Genomic DNA, 17,503 nt, shown 5'->3' with positions numbered 1-17,503 from the left:
ATCGCGATAGAGCTAATGCGAATGTCTCGCAAGCGGATTTGCGTCTTATTCGCAACTAGTCGCTGCGGTTCGTCCTGCTTTCGGTGCGGCGCATCGGCTGGAGGCTCCAGCGCGACAGGCTGCGCCACACCCATTCCATCGGCCCGTAGCGATAGCGATCGAGCCAGGGCTTCGACCAGGCCAGCATCAGCAGCCAGACGCTAGGTGCCAGCGCGTAGACCTGCGCACGCGGCCACGCGCCGAAATGACCCAGACCCCATTGGAAGACGAAGGTCATCAGCAGGCTGGTGGCGATATAGTTGGTGAAGGCCGCGCGCCCGGTGGCAGCGATCTGCGTCGTCAGCCGGCCACCCGGACGGATGACGAGCATCAGCAGCGCGGCATAGCCGACAAAGCCGGCGACGCGGACGGGTTCGGACGCGAAGATGGATCCGAACACGATCCAGCGCTGATCGAAGCCGTGTGCCATCGTGACCGCGCCGAGCAGGGCATAGGCGGGCAGGGCGATGGCAAGGCCGACGATCGCCCACTGGCGGTAGCGCGCGCGCGTCCACTCGCCGGTCAGGAAGCCGGAGCGATAGCCGGAAATGCCGAACAGCATCGCGCTCAGCGTCTCCGGCCCGACGATCTGCAGGAAATCGAGCGGGTTGGTCGCGTGGTGCCAGCGCCACGCGACGCCGGTCCACCAATCACCGGTAAAGGCGTCGATTTCCGCCGCCAGCATAGAGGCGGGCGGATGGCCGAACGCCAGCGCGAAACCGTCCCAGGTGGCGATCTGGTCGGGCGTGGCGCGGGGGGCGGCATCGAACAGCGCCAGCGTGGTCAGCCCGGACAGGACCGTGCTGCATCCCAGAATGACGAGGCCGATGGCAACCAGTCGCCCGGCCGACAGGCGCGCGAATGGATAGGCAATGGCCCCGACCAGCGCATAATGCGCAAGGATATCGCCCCACCACAGCAGATACAGATGCGCGCAGCCGATGACGAACAGCACGGCCATGCGGCGGAAATGGACGCTCGCGGCGGTCGCTCCCGAGGCGCGGGCACGGTCGATGACCAGCAGCATCGACGCCCCGAACAACAGGCTGAACAGCCCGCGCATCTTGCCCTCGATAAGCACGAAATTCGCGTACCAGACGACCGTGTCGGTCAGGCTGGTCTGCCCCCAGGCGGTCGGGTTGAAATAAGCCGCCTCCGGCAGCGCGAAAGCGGGCAGGTTGGCAACCACGATGCCCATCACCGCGACCCCGCGCATGACGTCCAGCGTGACGATCCGGTCGGTGTCGGGCGGCGGCATCCGGCCTGTCTCCTGCTGAACGATGGCTGGAGGGACGGCCGATCAGGCCAGCGCGGCGTTCGCCCCCATCAGCGTCGGGAAGAACCCCTCATGCGCGGCACGCAGGTCGTCGAGCCTGACCGCGTAATCGGCATCGGGCCGCTCGAAGATCAGCCGGGTGCCGCCGGTCCGGCCAAGCGGTTCGGCCTCGACACCCGCCTCGTGCGCGGCGGCCAGGAAGTCCATCAGCGCCTCGTCGCGGACGGTGACGAGGTAGACACCCTGATCCTCGCCGAAGAAGGCGCGGGCGCAGTCGAACGGCTGCGGACGGTTGAGCATCGCGCCGACGCGGCCGGCCAGCGCCATTTCCGCGAGCGCGACGGCAATGCCGCCGTCCGACACGTCATGGACCGCGGTCAGTTCACCGGCAAGGATCCAGGTACGGATCAGGTCGCCGGTGCGGCGCTCGTCGGCGAGATCGACGCGCGGCGGCGGGCCATCCTCGCGCCCCAGCGTCTCGCGCAGCCAGAGCGACTGGCCGAGGTGACCGGTGCGCGTACCGACCGCCAGGATGATGTCGCCGGAGTTCTTGAACGCGATCGTCGCCGACTTGGTATAGTCGGCGAGCAGGCCGATGCCGCCGATCGCCGGGGTCGGCAGGATGCCGGTGGCGGTGCCGTCCTCGTTCTTTGTCTCGTTGTAGAGCGACACGTTGCCCGACACGATCGGGAAGTCGAGCGCGGCGCACGCCTCGGCCATGCCCTCGATACAGCCGACGAACTGGCCCATGATCTGCGGGTTCTGCGGGTTGCCGAAGTTCATGCAGTCGGTTGTGGCCAGCGGCGTCGCGCCGACCGCGGTCAGGTTGCGCCAGCACTCGGCGATCGCCTGCTTGCCCCCCTCATACGGGTCGGCATAGCAATAGCGCGGGGTGCAATCGGTGCTGATCGCCAGCCCCTTCTGCGTGCCGTGGACGCGCACGACGGCCGCGTCGCCGCCGGGGCGCTGCACGGTGTCGCCGCCGACCATGTGGTCATATTGCTCCCAGATCCAGCGGCGGCTGGCGATGTCGGGCGACCCCATCAGCGTCAGCAGGTCGGCGGCGATGTCGACGCTGCCCGCGAAGTCCTCGATTTCCGCGCGGGGTTCGGTCGGCACATGCGGGCGGTCGTAGAGCGGGGCATCGTCGGCGAGCGGTGCGAGCGGGATGTCGCACACGACCTCGCCCTTGTGCGTCAGGACCATGCGGCCGGTGTCGGTCACCTTGCCGATGACCGCGAAGTCCAGTTCCCATTTGCGGAAGATCGCCTCGGCCTCCGCCTCGCGGCCGGGCTTCAGGACCATGAGCATCCGCTCCTGGCTTTCGCTGAGCATCATTTCATAGGGCGTCATGCCGGTTTCGCGCTGCGGCACGTCGTCCATGACCAGTTCGATGCCGACGCCGCCCTTGGACGCCATTTCGACCGAGGAGGAGGTCAGGCCGGCGGCGCCCATGTCCTGGATCGCGACGATGACGTCGGTCGCCATCAGTTCGAGACACGCCTCGATCAGCAGCTTTTCGGTGAAGGGATCGCCGACCTGCACGGTCGGGCGCTTCTCGTCGCTGTCCTCATCGAACGATGCCGACGCCATCGTTGCGCCGTGGATGCCGTCGCGACCGGTCTTCGACCCGACATAGACGATCGAGTTGCCGGTGCCGCTGGCGGCGGAATAGAAGATCTTGTCGGTGTCGGCGATGCCGACGGTCATCGCGTTGACCAGGATGTTGCCGTCATAGGCGGCGTGGAAGTTCACCTCGCCGCCGACGGTCGGCACGCCGACGCAGTTGCCGTAGCCGCCGATGCCGTGGACGACGCCGGCGATCAGGTGGCGCATCTTCGGGTGATCGGGCCGACCGAATCGCAGGGCGTTGAGGTTGGCGACCGGCCGCGCGCCCATGGTGAACACGTCGCGCAGGATGCCGCCGACGCCGGTCGCGGCCCCCTGATACGGCTCGATATAGGATGGATGGTTGTGGCTCTCCATCTTGAAGATCGCGGCCTGACCGTCGCCGATGTCGACCACGCCGGCATTTTCGCCGGGGCCGCAGATGACCTGGGGGCCGGTCGTCGGCAGCTTCTTCAGGTGGAGGCGGCTCGACTTGTAGGAGCAATGCTCCGACCACATCACCGAAAAAATGCCCAATTCCACAAGGTTGGGCGTTCGGCCGAGCGCGGCGAGGACGCGCTCATATTCTTGCGGGGACAGGCCGTGTTCGGCGACGATCTGGGGCGTGATCTCGGTCATCCCCGCGCTTTAGCGATGTGATGCCCGGGCGTCACCCCGTTGCTGCACTGCCATAATTTTCGATCCCGCAAATCGCAGTGGATTATTTACAATCCGCGTATACAGTCAAAAAAAACAAGGAGAGGATCGGTGCAGCTTCCTTACCGAATTGTATCGTTTTTGTGCGTACCAGTGGCGTTCCTGGCCATTAACGTGCGCACGATACTGGTTGGAATGCTTGAATAGTGCGCTAGCCGAATTCAGGCGTAGGGCGGCTGGTGCAGGCCGGCGGGCGACAACGTGAAGATTTCGCAACCGTCCTCGGTGATGCCGATCGAGTGTTCGAACTGGGCCGACAGCGACCGGTCGCGGGTCACCGCCGTCCAGCCGTCATCAAGCAGCTTCACGTCGGGTCGGCCGATGTTGATCATCGGTTCGATGGTGAAGATCATGCCCGGCCGCAATTCGGGACCGGTGCCGGGGCGGCCGACATGGACGACCTCGGGCGCGTCATGGAACAGCTGGCCGACGCCGTGCCCGCAGAAATCGCGGACGACGCCGTAACGATGCGCCTCCGCATGACGCTGGATGGCGTTGGCGACGTCACCCATGTGGTTGCCGGGCCGCGCCTGTTCGATGCCGAGCATCAGGCATTCATAGGTAACCTCGACCAGCCGGCGCGCCTTCAGCGGTACGTCGCCGATCAGGTACATGCGGCTGCTGTCGCCGTGCCAGCCATCGACGACCGGGGTGACGTCGACGTTGACGATATCGCCCGACTTCAGCGTCTTCTCGCTCGGGATGCCGTGGCAGACGACATGATTGATCGAGATGCAGCTGCTGTGGGTGTAGCCGCGATAGCCGAGCGTCGCCGGCACGCTGCCGCGTGCGGTGACGAAATCATAGACCAGCCGGTCGATCTCGCCGGTCGAGACGCCGGGCACCATGTGCGGGACCAGCATGTCGAGGGTTTCGGCAACCAGCCGCCCGGCCTTGCGCATGCCGGCGAAGGCCTCTGGCCCGTGCAGTTTGATGGCGCCCGTGCGGCCTTCCGGCGCGTCGGCGGTGACGGTCACATATTCGGTCATGGGCAGCGATATAGCGTGGCCGCGCGGCTTTTGCGAGGCTATGCCGGCGGGCATGGAAAACGAGCGCATCTGGACAGCGGCCCTGGTGGTCATCGGCGACGAGATCCTGTCGGGTCGCACGCAGGACAAGAACATCGCGCAGCTGGCGACCTGGCTGAACGTGCAGGGTATCCGTCTGGCGGAGGTGCGGGTGGTCGCCGACCGGACCGAGGCGATCGTCGAGGCGGTGAACACCCTGCGGGCGCGCAACGACTATCTGTTCACCACCGGCGGCATCGGCCCGACGCATGACGACATCACCGTCGATTCGATTGCCGAGGCGATGGGGCTGGGCGTCGTCCATCACCCCGAGGCGATGGCGACGCTGGAACGCTATTACGAGACGCGCGGCGGCCTGACTGAGGCGCGGGCGCGGATGGCGCGGGTGCCCGAGGGGGCGTGCCTGATCCCCAACCGCGTGTCGGGCGCGCCGGGGATCCGCATCGCCAACGTCTTCATCATGGCGGGCGTGCCGCACATCACCGCCGGCATGCTCGACGCGCTGACCGGCACGCTGGAGGGCGGTCGGCCGGTCGTGTCGCGCAGCATCGGATGCTGGGTCGGCGAAAGCGAAGTGGCCGACGTGCTGCGCGAAACGGAAAAGGCGCATGAGGGCGTGGCGATCGGCAGCTATCCGTTTTTCCGCGAAGGGCGGACGGGCGCGAACTTCGTCGTGCGTGCGCCCGATGCGGATCAGGTCGACCGCTGCATCGCCGACCTGCGCGCGCGGCTGGAGGCGACGGGACGCACGGTCGTCGCCGACGGGATCTGACCCGGGCGGTGCGGCGTGATCGGCACCGGCGATCGTCCGGTCGCCGCTCGTTTCGTGGCCGATCGCGCGGCACGGCCGTCGTCGCCGCCTTTGCCGGTCTGCTGGTGAGTGGTTTGCTCGGCCTGATCGCGGGGCGGTATGCGACGATGGACGTGACGCCGTCCTACGCGGTGCCGGTGGTTTCCGACAGCAATTCCCGCCGCCTGGCCCGGGCCGAGGCCCGCGCCGCCGCCGCGCTGGAGCGCCAGATGCGGCGTGAACTGGCCGGCATGATCGAGATGCCCGACGCGCCGGCGCTTGCATCCGATGCCGCGGAGCGAACGCCGGACGTGGCGGACGACCCGCCGTGGCTGGTCGCAGGACCATAACGCCACGGTGCCGGGCGACGTGCAGGGCGTCGCGGCTTCGCGCCATCGGCGGGAACGGGCGTGATCGTCCGACGTTGGACCGGCACCGATAACAGGATGAAAACCATGAAGATATTGCTGGCGGCACTTGCTATTGTCGCGGTCGCGACGCCCGCGCTTGCCGACAACGACACGCCGACCCGCGCGCAACGCGCAGCGGTGATGAAGACGCTCCGCGCCGCCGGCTGCACCAGCCCGTCCAATATCGAACGCGACGATGGCGGGTACGAGGTCGACAACGCCCGCTGCAAGGACGGCGTCTACGACATCACGCTGTCGGCCGACCTCAGGATGGTGTCGCGCGAAAAGGACACGAACGACTGACCGGTTCTGACGCGCGTTGCGACGGGGGCGGCGATTTGCCCGACCCGGTCGCGGCGCGGTACTTTTACGATGACGAGACGTGGTGGGGGCGGGTGACAATGGGGCGTTGGGGGACTGTCGGCAGCACGGCCATTGGCAGGGGCATTTGCAGGGGACTTGTGACCGGCGCGGTCACCCTTCTGTCGGCGGGCATGGCGCACGCGCAGATTACGGATGATGGTTTGCTGCATGACGCGATCGGCGCGCCGGATGCCCTTCACCTGTCGGGCAGCGTGCGGACCCGGTTCGAGGCGATCGACGGGCAGTACCGCGAAGATTCGGTGAACCGCGATCAGGTGTTGGCGCTGCGCACGACGCTGTTCGCCGAATATGACACCGGACCGGTTCGGCTGGGTGCCGAGTTTCACGACGCGCGTGCCTATCTCCAGCGGCGCGGGTCGTCGGTCGGGACCGATGTCGTCAACGCGCTGGAGTTCTCGCAATATTATCTGCAGGGCGACCTGGGGCAGGCGCTTGGCGCGGGCAGCGAGACGCATATCAAGGCCGGCCGCATGACGATGCAGATCGGGTCCGAGCGGCTGGTGGCGCGGCAGGGGTTTCGCACCTCGGTCACGTCGTTCACCGGCGTCCGGCTGATCCGCGAGGGCGATGACGGTCGCCAGTTCGTCGCGTTCTGGACGATGCCGACGGTCCGGCTGCCGACGGGGACGCGCGCCATTCGCCGCAACCGCCCGCAATGGGACCGGGAAAACACCGACCTGCAACTGTTCGGCGCGTTCAACCGGACGCCGGTGGGACGCGGCGTGATGCTGGAGGGCTATGCCTATGGCCTGATCGAGCGTGGCGAGAGTCAGGCCGATCGCAGCGACCGTCGCCTTTTCACGCCGGGGTTCCGGGTCTTTCGCAAGCCCGATACGGGACTGGCTTTCGAGCTGGAAGGCATGGCGCAGTTCGGTGAGGGGCGCGATGGCAGCCCGGACAGTGGCAAGCCGGTCGTGCCGGTTTCGGCGTACGGCGCGCACGGGGACGTCGGCTATCAATTCGGCGGCGGCTGGAAACCGCGTCTCTCGGTTTTCCTCGATTATTACACGGGCAATCGGCGCGAGGGGCGGATCGGCCGGTTTGACACGCTGTACGGCGCGCGGCGTTTCGAGTTCGGGCCGACCGAGCTGTTCGGCGCGGCGGACCGGTCGAACATGGTGTCGCCGGGTACCCGGCTGACAGCATCGCCGGTGCAGGGCGTATCGCTGATGACCGACTACCGCCTGCTGCGGCTGGACAGTGCGACCGACCGGTTCAGCAACAGCGATGTCCGCGATGGCACGGGGCGTTCGGGGCGCAATGCCGGCCATCAGGTGCAGGTGCAGGTCGAATATGACGTGATCCCGAAGGTCGTTGCGCTGGACCTGGGGTTCGCCCGGCTGTTCAAGGGCCGGTTCCTGCGCGACGCACCGAACGCGCCGGACCCGCGCGACGTCAATTACGGGTATGCCTCGATGATGTTCTCCTTCTGACGACGGGCGCGGCATGAAGGGCGCGGCGTGAGGGGCGGGGCGTGACCGGGGGCGCTTGTTGCGCTGATGCGCCTCCGCTACGTCCCCGGGCCTGCCGCGTACGTCCGACCGTCGTCTGCCGTGGTGGCATGAGGAGCCGGGCGCTGACTGTCTCGATCATTAGTGGCCGGCCGCTTCGCCGGGCTTTCCGACGGCGGCGTTGCCGGTGAACGGCGCGCGACCGGTCACCGCGGTTCTCCGATCCTCGTCGACCCGCGCCCGCAGCGCGGCACGCGACTTTCGCGGCTGGTTGCGGGCGAGCGAGGTGTCGTTCATCGGGCTGGCGATCTTGGTCGGCGCGGGTGCCGGTCTGCTGAGCGTCGTCATCGGTGCGGTGGCGCGCGCCCTGCAACACCTGTTGTTCGCCCTGCCGCCCGATTCGCGGCTGAGCGGCGTCAGCCGACTCGGGCTGGCAAGTCTCCTCATCCTGCCGTTGGGTGGTCTGGTGCTCGCCGGTTTCAGCTATGCGACGAAAGCGCGTAAACGGCGGCTGGTCGATGCGGTCGAGGCCAATGCGCTGCACGGTGGCCGCATGTCGGTGTCCGACAGTCTGGTCATTTCCGGGCAGACCATGCTGTCCAACGGATTTGGCGCATCGGTCGGGCTTGAGGCGGCCTATGCCCAGATGGGCGGGGCTGCGGCGTCGGTGCTTGGCGGCTGGCTGAAGCTGCGCCGGGCGGATCAGCGCACCCTGGTCGGTGCGGGCGCGGGTGCCGCGATCGCGGCGGCGTTCGGCGCACCGCTGGCCGGCGCGTTCTATGCGTTCGAGATCGTGATCGGCACCTATTCGCCGGCCGCGATCGCCCCGGTCGCCGCGGCGGCGCTGGCCGGCGTGCTGGTGGCGCAGGGGTTCGGGGTTCAGCCCTATCTGATCGACGTCACGTCCCAGACGCTGGTCGAGCCGCATCACTACCTGATCTACGGCGCGCTGGGGGCGATCTGCGCCGTGCTCGGGATCGCGCTGATGCGGGCGGTCGGGCATGTCGAGCACCTGTCGCGGCAACCCTGGCTGCCGGACTGGGCGCGGCCGGCGGTGGGCGGCCTGTTGCTGATCCCGGTCGCGCTGCTGTCGCCACAGGCGCTGTCGGCGGGGCACGGGGCGCTGCATGCCGATCTGGCGGTCGGCGCGTCGATCGGCTTCATCCTGCTGGTGATGGGGGTGAAGACTATGGCGTCGATCATTTCGCTGGGCTTCGGATTTCGCGGCGGCCTGTTCTTCGCCTCGCTGTTTCTGGGCACGTTGCTGGGGCATGTATACGCGGATATCCTGACCTTGGTTACCGGCCATGTCGTCATCGACCCGCGCAATGCCGCGATGGTTGGCATGGCCGCCTTTGCGGTCGCGGTGGTCGGTGGGCCGATGACGATGGCGATGCTGGTCCTGCAATCGACACACGATTTTTCGCTGACCGGGGCGGTGATCGCCGCGTCGCTGGTGGCGTCGTCGATCGTGCGCGAGACGTTCGGCTATTCCTTCTCCACCTGGCGGCTGCACCTGCGCGGCGAGACGATCAAGAGCGCGCGCGACGTCGGCTGGGTCAAGACGCTGACCGCCGGGCGCATGATGCGCAAGGAAACGCGCCCCACGGCCGCCGCCCTGACAATCGCCGAGTTCCGCCGCGCCTTTCCGCTCGGGTCGACGAGCCGGGTCGTGCTGACCGATGCACAGGACCATTATGCCGGGATCGTCGTGGTCCCCACCGCCTATGCCGACGGGGTCGATGCCACGGCGGCGGTCGGTACGCTGGCGACCGGGCACCGCAAGGTGCTGACGCCCGAGATGGATATCGCCGCGGTGATGGCCGGTTTCGACACGGCGCATACGGACGAACTGGCGGTCGTTGCGGATGACGGCCGGGTGCTCGGGCTTCTGTCCGAAAGTTATGTGCGTCGCCGCTATGCCGAGGAACTGGAAAAGGCGCAGCGTGAGGTGTTCGGCGAACGCTGACCGCCGGGTGGGGGCGGCGTTATTCGACGGCCTGGATCACCGCCCGCGTGACATTGCCCATGAACTGCATCCGGGCCGGAATGGGGCGGCGCGTGCTGCCAATCAGGACCGCGATCGCATAGGTATGGCCATCGGGGGATCGCAACAGGCCAACGTCGTTATAGCCGGTCGACAGGCTGCCGAGTTCCTGGCCCGTGCCGGTCTTGTGCGCCAGGGTCCATCCGGGGCGCAGGCCGGACTTCAGCCGCAGCGGCCCGGTCTTGCTCGCCCCCATCACCGTCAGCAGATGCACGGTCGACGCGTTGCTCAGCAACTCGCCGCGCTGGAGCAGGGCAAGGCCCAGCGTGATGCCGTTGGCGGATGCGCCGTCATAGGGGGCGGCCAGATACCGGGTCAGCGCCTTGCTGCGCGCCTCGTAGCTCATTTTGGCGCGGGCCTGCAGAAAGCCCCAGCCGCCGGCCCATTCCGGTTTCCATTCCAGGCCGGCGGTCTTCGCCTGGAGAACCCGTTCGCCGGGACCGAAGCTGACGCCGGCGATGCGCTTGGCCGTCAGCATCCGGCGGATCGCGGTCGGGCCGCCGACTTTCCAGAGGAGGACGTCGTTACAGGTGTTGTCGCTGCGTGTCATCGCGCAGTCCAGCAGGGCCGAGACGGTGGTGCGATAGCCATCGGCCCCAACCCGCGCCCGGATCGGCTGGTGGAACACGGTCAGGTCGGACTGGCGCACGGTGACCGCGTCCGACAGCGACAGCGCCCCGCGATCGACCGCATCCATCACCGCGATCGCGACCCACAGCTTGCTGACGCTTTGCTGCGGCATGGCGGCATCGGCGTTGTACCCGACGACCCAGCCGTCGGTCACGTCGCGGACGGCGATGCCGACCTGTCCCTGAAAGCTGGACCCAAGCGCCTGTACCGCGTTCAGCAGGGCCGCCGGCGGTTGATCCCGCCGTCGCCCGGGCTGCGCCGGGGGCGTCGCGACGGACAGATAGGTCGACGGGAGCAGGGGGCGGGTCGCTGGTCGCCGCGGTGCCGCCGGTGGTGCGGTGGACCCGGGGGGAGTCCCGGTCGGGACACAGGCGGCCAGACCCATGCTGATGCCAAGGGTCAGCATGGCCGCCCGGTTTGTTTCAAGTTTACGCAACATCATTACCCCGCACCGACGCTGCGGTCATAGGGCGGGTACCGGGCGTCGGGCCAGCGCGGGTCCGTCGGTCCGCCCCGTCTGACGCCGGACTGGTCGTATGTCCGCGGCGATGGCCCGGGGCGACGCGGCGCTTGCGGCCATGCCGGAACCATGGTTTCGGACAGGAAGGGGAGAGCGGGCATGCGGACGATTGATTTCAGTTCCTGGCAGAGCGTGCTGGCGACGATGCTTGGCCTGGCGCTGGTGACGCTGATCGGCGTCGGCATCCGGTTGCTGACGATGATGACGATCCAGCAGCGGCGCGAACGCATGAACCGCCAGATCAACGAACGGCTGCGTACGCTGATCGCGGCGTACAAGACGCTGGGCGGATCGTTCACGGGCACGCTGACGGTCGATCCCGCGCACCTGCGCGACCTGCGCCGGCGCGAGGGCGACCCGGCGCTCGCCGCGCCGCTTCGGCTGGATGCGGAGGCGATCGCCGGTTCGGATCGCGGCCGGCGGATCCGCGATGCGGTGGAGGCCGCGCTGTCCGACATCATCCTGCTCGGCACCGACGAGCAGGTTCGGCTGGCGGTGGCGGCGGCGCATGACCTGGTCGCGGGGCGGCCGGTGCCGACCCACGATCTGGTCGTGTCGCTACGCAATTTCGTCCGCGCGGCGCTGGATCTCCAGGCTATTCCGCGCGACCTCGTGCTGCCGGCGCAGGGGCCGACACGACCGGCCGGCACAGGCGGGCGGGGCAAGTCGGATCGTGACGCGGCTTCGGCTGGCCGGAGTGGCGGCGCTGGCGCTGGCGGCATGGCGACCGGCGGTGGTGTGCCCGACGGTGGTGCGGGCGATGTCGGCGATCCTTCGCCCACGGCTATCCCGACCGGTGGGATCCGCTGACGTTGCCGGGGGCGTCGCCGGTGACGGTGCCGGTCCGTCCGCCGCACCGTCGATGACGGCGTGCTACCGTTCGATATCCGAAAAACCGAGGAAGCGACCGGCCAGCCGGATCGGTCAGCGGCCCGCCAGATAGCGTGCGAGCGGGTCGATCATGTCCTCCGGGATGCGCCGGGCGATGACCGGCATCGTCGCCTGCGATTTCCGCGCGTCGACCACCGTTTCGTCGCCGCGCCAGTGACGCAGGCGCTGGGCGATGTAGCTGGCGCGCTGGCCGGCGAGCACCGGGAACGGCTTGCCGGGGGCATGGCAGCTGGCGCAGGCCGGCAGCTGCGCCTTTGGCAGCCCTTCGCGGACGATCCTTGCCGCCTCGGTCGTGCCGGACGGGGCGGTGCGTCCGATCCCCGGCATGGCGGCGAAATGGTCGGCGAGGCGTGTCATGTCGGCCGGGGTCAGCGTAGCGGCCGCGTTGGCCATGACCGCGCTCTGGCGCTTGCCGGTCGCATAGGCGGTCAATGCGGCGCGGAGATAGGCCGGACTCTGGCCGCCGAGGATCGGCATGTCGGGCTGGCCGCGTCCCCGTCCGTCCGCGCCGTGACAGCCGGCACAGGTTGCGATCCGGGCGTCGGCGATACCGGGAACCTCGGTCAGCGTGCGGTAGGTCGCCGGCGTCATGCCGGGCAGCAGGCGGACGAACGCGACCATGCGGCGGACTTCATCGTCGCGGTCCCGCGCGGCCCAGCCGGGCATCCCGGTATATTTGACGCCGCGTTTCAGGATCCAGAAGATCTGCTTGTCGGTCCATTCGCGGGCGTTGACCGACAGGTCGGGGGCAGGCGGCGTCGCGGCCTGCATCACCGGCAGGGGGCGGACGCCGGGCGCGCCGTGACAGGCGGCACAGCTTGCCTTGAACAGGCCGGCGGCACTGACCAGCCCCGCGTCCGCCCTGGGATCGTCGGGGGCGGTGATGGCGGCATAGGTGCGGACGGAATTGCGCATCGTCCAGTGGAGGAACCAGTCGGTGACCTTCCAGTGCCCCGACGATGCGGCGATGTTGAACACGCCCGACCACGCGAACAGCAGACCGGCCAGCGCCAGCGCGACGAGGGCGGCGACGGCGCGCGCCCAGGTGATCCGGATCGTCATGCGGTCGCGCTCCGTGTCTTCAAGAGTCCGCCGAGCATCGCCAGCCCGCCGATGAAATAGCTTGCGGCACCGACCATCAGCATGACGACGCTACCGAGTTGCTGGTCCTCGAGCGCGTCGAGACCGTGGATTGCCGGGTGCATCGCCATCATCGCGTACAGCGGCCGCGGGGCAAGGCCGATCAGCGCGCCGAGCAGCGTCATGTGCATCGACGTCAGCAGCAGCGCGGCGATGCCCGACGCGCGGCGGTCGCTCGCGCCGCCAATGCGCGTGCCGAGCACCGCGCTCCACAGGAGGACGCCGGCGGCGAGGAAGCTCGCCTGCTCGATCAGCAGTGCCGGTGCCTGCATGTCGACGCGCAGCCTGAGGGCCGGCAGGTGCCAGAGCCATACCACGGCCAGCTCGACCAGCGACATCGCCAGCGGCGTCACGACGGTCGGCCAGCGCTCGGCCGGATCCCAGCGCGTGCCCGCGATGCCGTAGGCGAGGAACGGCGCGGCGACCGCGACCGCGATCATGTGCCCCGCCATGTGCCCGACCATCCCGAGCGGCGCGGCGGCGAATGCCCAGCCGATCGGGACCAGGGCGATGCCCGATGCGAGGGCGGCGCGTCTCATCGACAATCGCCGAACACGATGACCGGCAGCGCGGTGAAGAGAACGGCGACGAAGCTCAGCCCGGCCAGCAGCCGGGTCGACAGCGCCAGAAAGCGCAGCCGGTCGATCGCGGTGCCCTGTTCGTGCGGCGGCGGGTCGCCGGGTGTCTGCGACTGGACGCGCGCGACATAGCCGGCGGCGGCGATGCCGAGCAACGCCACGATCGTCGCGATCAGCGTCGCCAGCGGAAAGCCGTTCAGTGCCGTTGCCGGCCGCTTCGCACAGGTCACCGCCACCCAGAGGTAGCAGAACAGGAAATGCGCGGCCCAGATCGTCGGCGGGACGATCAGCGTCCACAACGTCACCTTCAGGTCGCGCGCCCAGTGGCCGAACCGTCGTCCCTCCGGCTCGCGCGTCATGCGACCCCCGGGAACAGGCCGATCGTGCAGAACGTCACGATGCCGGTCAGCGCGAGGAAATGGTGGTACACGGTGATGTTGCGCAGGTCCGCGTCATAGACCGGCGTCATCTTGCCCGCGAAGCTGCGCGCGAGCGTGTAGGCCTGCATGATGACGCCGATCGCGGCGTGGACGGCGGTCCAGATCACCAGCGTCCAGACGATGGCCGGGTATACATGCAGCTCGGGATCGAGACCCGATACCCAAGGCCCGGCAAGCCCGGCGAACAGGCTGGCCAGCGTCGCGACGATCCCGACCACCAGCAGCGCCCGGCCCGCGGTTACGTTGCCGCGACGATGAACCTCGCGTGCGCCCACGGTCGCGGCCCAGCCGGTCAGGGTCAGCGCCAGTGCGACCATCGGCCAGACCACGCCCGGCCCGTCCAGTCCTGCACCGCTCGGCGGGAAATCGGTGTGGATCGTCCAGAAGAAGAAATAGCCGAACACCAGCCCTGAAAACGCGGTCGCGTCCGCCATCATCGTGATGAACATCGCCCACCAGCCCGGCGCCGCCGGCCCGGAGGTGTAGAGCGGCACCTCGATGCCGTGGCCGATATGCTTGGTCGGCTTTTCAGGGATCTCGGCGGTCCCGGTCCACAGCCACCACAGCACGCAGGCGAGCGTCGCGATGCCGCTGACCGCCGACCAGATATAGAGGTGATAGGTGGTCAGGATGAACACGCCGGCGAGTGCAACGGCGGTCATCATCGGCTTCACGCTGGGCGTGCCCAGGCGGATCACCTGCAACGGCCGCGCGTCGAGCACGGTGGTGACGATCGACTCGCGCCGCATCTCCTCCGCGTCGGGCAGGAAGAAGCGGCCCTCGTCGACCTTCTGCACGAAGTTCTTCTGGTCCCAGATCGGATAGCGGCTCTCGATCAGCGGTACCGAACGGATGCCCCAATCCTCGTCGTCGGGATGCGCCAGCCATTCGAGCGTGCCGGCATTCCAGGGATTGCGCGGGGCCTTTGAACGGCGCGGCGACAGCGCCAGGTCGACACAGACGATCAGCACGCCGAGCGCAAATAGGTACGAGCCGGCGGTCGAGGCCAGGTTCAGTCCGCCGATCCCGAGTTCCTCCGGATAGGTGAAGACGCGGCGCGGCATGCCGAGCAGGCCCGACAGGTGCATCGGGAAGAAGGTCAGGTTCATGCCGACGAACATGATCCAGAACGCGATCCGCCCGAGCGTGTCGCTGAGTTTCTTGCCCGTAATCAGCGGCCAGTAATAATACAGCCCGGCGAACAGCGGCAGCAGCGTGCCGCCGATCAGCACATAATGCAGATGCGCGACGATGAAATAGGTGTCGTGCGCCTGCCAGTCGAACGGGGCGACCGCGACCATCACGCCGGTCAGGCCGCCGATCACGAACACCGCGAGGCTTCCGCTCGCGTACAGCAGTGGCGTCGATTTCTTGACGTTGCCGGCCCACAGCGTCGCGATGAACACGAAGATCTGCACGCCCGTCGGGATGGCCACCGCCTCGGACGCGGCGGAAAAGAAGGCGAGGCTGATCTTGGGCAGGCCGGTCGTGAACATGTGATGGACCCACAGCCCGAAGCTGAGGAACGCGGTGCCGACGGCGGCCAGCACGATCCACGGATAACCGAGCAGGTGGCGCTGCGCGAACGTCGGGATCAGCATCGCGAACAGCGCGATCGACGGCAGGAAGACGATGTAGACTTCCGGGTGACCGAAGATCCAGAACAGGTGCTGCCACAGCAGCGGGTCGCCACCTTTCTCCGCGTTGAAGAACGGCCAGTTCAGCAGCCGTTCCATTTCGAACAGCACGTCGCCGGCGATCAGCGGCGGGAATGCGAACAGGATCATGACCGCGACGACCAGGATGTACCAGGCGTACAGCGGCATCAGGTTCAGCCGCATGCCGGGCGGGCGGCATTTCAGCACGCCGACGATCAGTTCGACCGCGGCGGCGACCGACGACACCTCGATGAAGCTGAGGCCCAGCATCCAGATATCCGCGCCGAGACCGCTGAGATCGGTCCGGGTGGTCAGCGGCGGGTACATGAACCAGCCGCCATCGGGGGCCGCGTCGAAGAAGATCGACCCCGACACGAACACGCCGCCGATCAGGAACGACCAGTAGCCGAACGACGACAGCCGCGGAAACGGCAGGTCGCGCGCACCCAGCAGCTGGGGCAGCAGGATGATCGACACCGCCTCGAACATCGGCACGGCGAACAGGAACATCATCATCGAGCCGTGCAGCGTGAACAGCTGGTTGAAGGTGTTCGCGGTGACGAGGTCGTTGTTCGGCACCGCCAGCTGCGTCCGCATGATGAGCGCGAGGACGCCGGCGAACAGCATGAAGCCGAACGCGGTCAGCGTGTACCACACGCCGATCCGGTTGTTGTTGACGTCGGTCCAGCGAAAGAACCAGCCGGTCGGGGCCTTCCACACTTCGCGCAAGCGATCCTCCTGGCCCTTGCGGACGGCGGGATCGTTCTGGTCGGGGGCGACGTACTGGGCGCTCTCGGTGGTCATTTGAGCCCCTGAAGGTAGCTGGCGATCTGGTCGGCTTCAGCGGCCGACATCTGCGGGAAGGCGGGCATCCGCACGCCGGGCTTGGTCTTGCCCGGATCGCGGATGAAGCCGGCGATGTTCGCGTGCGTCATCGGCAGGACGCCGGCGGCCAGTGTCGGGCGCGACCCGAAATGCGTCAGGTCGGGGCCGATCCGTGCGACGGGACCGACGCCGCGCACCGTGTGGCACCCACCGCAGCCATAGCTGGCGAATGCGCGCGCGCCCGGCGAGGACGTGACGGCGACTGGCTGACGCTGTTGCGCGAGCCAGCGTTCGAACGCGGCCGGCTCCATGGCGATCACATCGAACGCCATCAGCGCATGGCCAAGTCCGCAGAATTCGGCACAGACGCCGCGATAGGTGCCCGCCCTGGTAGCGCGGACGACGAGGCGGTTGGTGCGGCCGGGCATCATGTCCATCTTGCCGGCCAGCCCGGGCACCCAGAAGCTGTGGATGACGTCCGGGCTGTCCAGCGCCAGTTCAACCGTGCGACCGACCGGCAGGCGCAGTTCGTTCGCGGTTTCGACCACCGACCCGCCGGGGGGCGCATAGCGGATGCGCCACCAGAACTGTTCGCCAACGACACCGATCCTCAGGTCGTTGCCGGCGACCTCGCGCGGGCGCATCGCGGGCAGGGCGTAGAGCAGCAGCGCGAAGAGAATAATCGAGGGACCAATGCCGCCGAGCCAGAGGACCAGCTTCATTCCGCCCCTGTGCGTCAGGCGGCCTTCGGGCGCGCGTATCGCATGGCGCATGAGCAGGGCGAGACCGGCGGCGATGATGACCGCGCCGACGACGAGCACGATCGCGATCGTGCGGACGGTGTCGGCCTCCTCCCCGAACGGTGCAAGCGTCGACTGGTGCCGGTTGCACCCCGCCAACAGCGGCAGGCATGCGCCCACGGAAAGAAAATCAGCCTTCCGCATCATACCCTTGCCACCCTTTTGAAAGTCCTGCCTAGACGGCTGGGGCGGGCGGCGTAAACCGGAAAATACCATATTCGTCATGCAGGCGTCGGGGAGGCGGATCCAGGCCCGGGTCATTTGTGCCGCG

General features: G+C 68.0%; 16 protein-coding genes. 6 read left to right on the top strand and 10 right to left on the bottom strand.

Going from position 1 to position 17,503, the window contains the following annotated elements:
- Positions 1 to 55 precede the first annotated feature (55 nt).
- The 3 genes from ASE75_RS12725 to map all read right to left on the bottom strand — a co-directional run bounded on the left by ASE75_RS12725 (position 56) and on the right by map (position 4,629).
- The gene (locus ASE75_RS12725; protein WP_235512724.1) at positions 56 to 1,297 is read right to left on the bottom strand and encodes a DUF418 domain-containing protein; all 1,242 of its coding nucleotides are present in this window, start codon (positions 1,295 to 1,297) and stop codon (positions 56 to 58) included.
- 42 nt (positions 1,298 to 1,339) lie between these two features.
- Positions 1,340 to 3,562: a phosphoribosylformylglycinamidine synthase subunit PurL gene (gene purL / locus ASE75_RS12720; protein ID WP_055934137.1), complete on the bottom strand. Its 2,223-nt coding sequence runs from the start codon at positions 3,560 to 3,562 to the stop codon at positions 1,340 to 1,342.
- Positions 3,563 to 3,801: 239 nt separating this feature from the next.
- Positions 3,802 to 4,629 carry a type I methionyl aminopeptidase gene (gene map, locus ASE75_RS12715; RefSeq protein WP_055934135.1) on the bottom strand — a complete coding sequence of 276 codons (828 nt, stop codon included), beginning with the start codon at positions 4,627 to 4,629 and terminating at the stop codon, positions 3,802 to 3,804.
- A 52-nt stretch (positions 4,630 to 4,681) separates the two neighbouring features.
- On the opposite strand from map, the gene ASE75_RS12710 reads away from it, so the two are divergent.
- The 4 genes from ASE75_RS12710 to ASE75_RS12695 all read left to right on the top strand — a co-directional run bounded on the left by ASE75_RS12710 (position 4,682) and on the right by ASE75_RS12695 (position 7,685).
- Positions 4,682 to 5,440, top strand: a complete 759-nt coding sequence (locus tag ASE75_RS12710) for a competence/damage-inducible protein A (RefSeq protein ID WP_082463991.1) — start codon at positions 4,682 to 4,684, stop codon at positions 5,438 to 5,440.
- A gap of 8 nt (positions 5,441 to 5,448) precedes the next feature.
- Positions 5,449 to 5,808, top strand: coding sequence for a hypothetical protein (locus ASE75_RS12705; RefSeq protein WP_055934131.1), 360 nt, complete (start codon positions 5,449 to 5,451; stop codon positions 5,806 to 5,808).
- Between the two features lie 105 nt (positions 5,809 to 5,913).
- Entirely contained in the window at positions 5,914 to 6,171 is a 258-nt protein-coding gene (locus tag ASE75_RS12700; RefSeq protein ID WP_162233737.1) for a PepSY domain-containing protein, read from the top strand.
- Between the two features lie 191 nt (positions 6,172 to 6,362).
- Complete coding sequence (locus tag ASE75_RS12695) at positions 6,363 to 7,685, top strand: alginate export family protein (RefSeq protein WP_162233736.1); 1,323 nt, start codon at positions 6,363 to 6,365, stop codon at positions 7,683 to 7,685.
- Between the two features lie 159 nt (positions 7,686 to 7,844).
- Here ASE75_RS12695 and ASE75_RS15695 read toward each other — a convergent pair whose 3' ends face one another.
- Positions 7,845 to 8,000, bottom strand: coding sequence for a hypothetical protein (locus ASE75_RS15695; RefSeq protein ID WP_162233734.1), 156 nt, complete (start codon positions 7,998 to 8,000; stop codon positions 7,845 to 7,847).
- Between ASE75_RS15695 and ASE75_RS12690 the strand changes: the two genes are divergently transcribed.
- The gene (locus ASE75_RS12690; RefSeq protein WP_235512722.1) at positions 7,990 to 9,672 is read left to right on the top strand and encodes a chloride channel protein; all 1,683 of its coding nucleotides are present in this window, start codon (positions 7,990 to 7,992) and stop codon (positions 9,670 to 9,672) included. The genes ASE75_RS15695 and ASE75_RS12690 overlap by 11 nt on opposite strands.
- Positions 9,673 to 9,691: 19 nt before the next feature.
- Here ASE75_RS12690 and ASE75_RS12685 read toward each other — a convergent pair whose 3' ends face one another.
- A complete protein-coding gene (locus ASE75_RS12685; RefSeq protein WP_082463968.1) occupies positions 9,692 to 10,786 on the bottom strand; it encodes a serine hydrolase in 1,095 nt (364 codons plus the stop codon).
- Positions 10,787 to 10,999: 213 nt separating this feature from the next.
- Between ASE75_RS12685 and ASE75_RS12680 the strand changes: the two genes are divergently transcribed.
- Positions 11,000 to 11,710 carry a hypothetical protein gene (locus ASE75_RS12680; RefSeq protein ID WP_055934124.1) on the top strand — a complete coding sequence of 237 codons (711 nt, stop codon included), beginning with the start codon at positions 11,000 to 11,002 and terminating at the stop codon, positions 11,708 to 11,710.
- 114 nt (positions 11,711 to 11,824) lie between these two features.
- Here ASE75_RS12680 and ASE75_RS12675 read toward each other — a convergent pair whose 3' ends face one another.
- The 5 genes from ASE75_RS12675 to ASE75_RS12655 are packed head-to-tail and all read right to left on the bottom strand — an operon-like array spanning position 11,825 to position 17,376.
- Positions 11,825 to 12,853 (bottom strand): c-type cytochrome, encoded by a 1,029-nt coding sequence (locus ASE75_RS12675; RefSeq protein ID WP_055934122.1) that lies wholly within the window; start codon positions 12,851 to 12,853, stop codon positions 11,825 to 11,827.
- Positions 12,850 to 13,470 carry a cytochrome c oxidase assembly protein gene (locus ASE75_RS12670; RefSeq protein WP_055934120.1) on the bottom strand — a complete coding sequence of 207 codons (621 nt, stop codon included), beginning with the start codon at positions 13,468 to 13,470 and terminating at the stop codon, positions 12,850 to 12,852. Before ASE75_RS12670 ends, ASE75_RS12675 begins: the two co-directional genes overlap by 4 nt.
- On the bottom strand, positions 13,467 to 13,868 hold the full coding sequence (locus ASE75_RS12665; protein WP_055934118.1) for a hypothetical protein: 402 nt from the start codon (positions 13,866 to 13,868) through the stop codon (positions 13,467 to 13,469). Before ASE75_RS12665 ends, ASE75_RS12670 begins: the two co-directional genes overlap by 4 nt.
- Complete coding sequence (gene ctaD, locus ASE75_RS12660) at positions 13,865 to 16,411, bottom strand: cytochrome c oxidase subunit I (protein ID WP_055934116.1); 2,547 nt, start codon at positions 16,409 to 16,411, stop codon at positions 13,865 to 13,867. Before ctaD ends, ASE75_RS12665 begins: the two co-directional genes overlap by 4 nt.
- The gene (locus ASE75_RS12655) at positions 16,408 to 17,376 is read right to left on the bottom strand and encodes a cytochrome c oxidase subunit II (RefSeq protein WP_055934523.1); all 969 of its coding nucleotides are present in this window, start codon (positions 17,374 to 17,376) and stop codon (positions 16,408 to 16,410) included. Before ASE75_RS12655 ends, ctaD begins: the two co-directional genes overlap by 4 nt.
- Positions 17,377 to 17,503: the final 127 nt, after the last annotated feature.

This window comes from Sphingomonas sp. Leaf17 (genome assembly GCF_001421505.1).
Lineage (GTDB): Bacteria > Pseudomonadota > Alphaproteobacteria > Sphingomonadales > Sphingomonadaceae > Sphingomonas.
This window is presented reverse-complemented; position numbering and strand designations above follow the sequence as displayed.

Excerpts from the sequence above, each read along its gene's own strand:
- ASE75_RS12725 (WP_235512724.1), bottom strand. The coding sequence starts at position 1,297 with ATGCCGCCGCCCGACACCGACCGGATCGTCACGCTGGACGTCATGCGC.
- purL (WP_055934137.1), bottom strand. The coding sequence starts at position 3,562 with ATGACCGAGATCACGCCCCAGATCGTCGCCGAACACGGCCTGTCCCCG.
- map (WP_055934135.1), bottom strand. The coding sequence starts at position 4,629 with ATGACCGAATATGTGACCGTCACCGCCGACGCGCCGGAAGGCCGCACG.
- ASE75_RS12710 (WP_082463991.1), top strand. The coding sequence starts at position 4,682 with ATGGAAAACGAGCGCATCTGGACAGCGGCCCTGGTGGTCATCGGCGAC.
- ASE75_RS12700 (WP_162233737.1), top strand. The coding sequence starts at position 5,914 with ATGAAGATATTGCTGGCGGCACTTGCTATTGTCGCGGTCGCGACGCCC.
- ASE75_RS12695 (WP_162233736.1), top strand. The coding sequence starts at position 6,363 with ATGGCGCACGCGCAGATTACGGATGATGGTTTGCTGCATGACGCGATC.
- ASE75_RS15695 (WP_162233734.1), bottom strand. The coding sequence starts at position 8,000 with ATGAACGACACCTCGCTCGCCCGCAACCAGCCGCGAAAGTCGCGTGCC.
- ASE75_RS12685 (WP_082463968.1), bottom strand. The coding sequence starts at position 10,786 with ATGCTGACCCTTGGCATCAGCATGGGTCTGGCCGCCTGTGTCCCGACC.
- ASE75_RS12680 (WP_055934124.1), top strand. The coding sequence starts at position 11,000 with ATGCGGACGATTGATTTCAGTTCCTGGCAGAGCGTGCTGGCGACGATG.
- ASE75_RS12675 (WP_055934122.1), bottom strand. The coding sequence starts at position 12,853 with ATGACGATCCGGATCACCTGGGCGCGCGCCGTCGCCGCCCTCGTCGCG.
- ASE75_RS12670 (WP_055934120.1), bottom strand. The coding sequence starts at position 13,470 with ATGAGACGCGCCGCCCTCGCATCGGGCATCGCCCTGGTCCCGATCGGC.
- ASE75_RS12665 (WP_055934118.1), bottom strand. The coding sequence starts at position 13,868 with ATGACGCGCGAGCCGGAGGGACGACGGTTCGGCCACTGGGCGCGCGAC.
- ctaD (WP_055934116.1), bottom strand. The coding sequence starts at position 16,411 with ATGACCACCGAGAGCGCCCAGTACGTCGCCCCCGACCAGAACGATCCC.
- ASE75_RS12655 (WP_055934523.1), bottom strand. The coding sequence starts at position 17,376 with ATGCGGAAGGCTGATTTTCTTTCCGTGGGCGCATGCCTGCCGCTGTTG.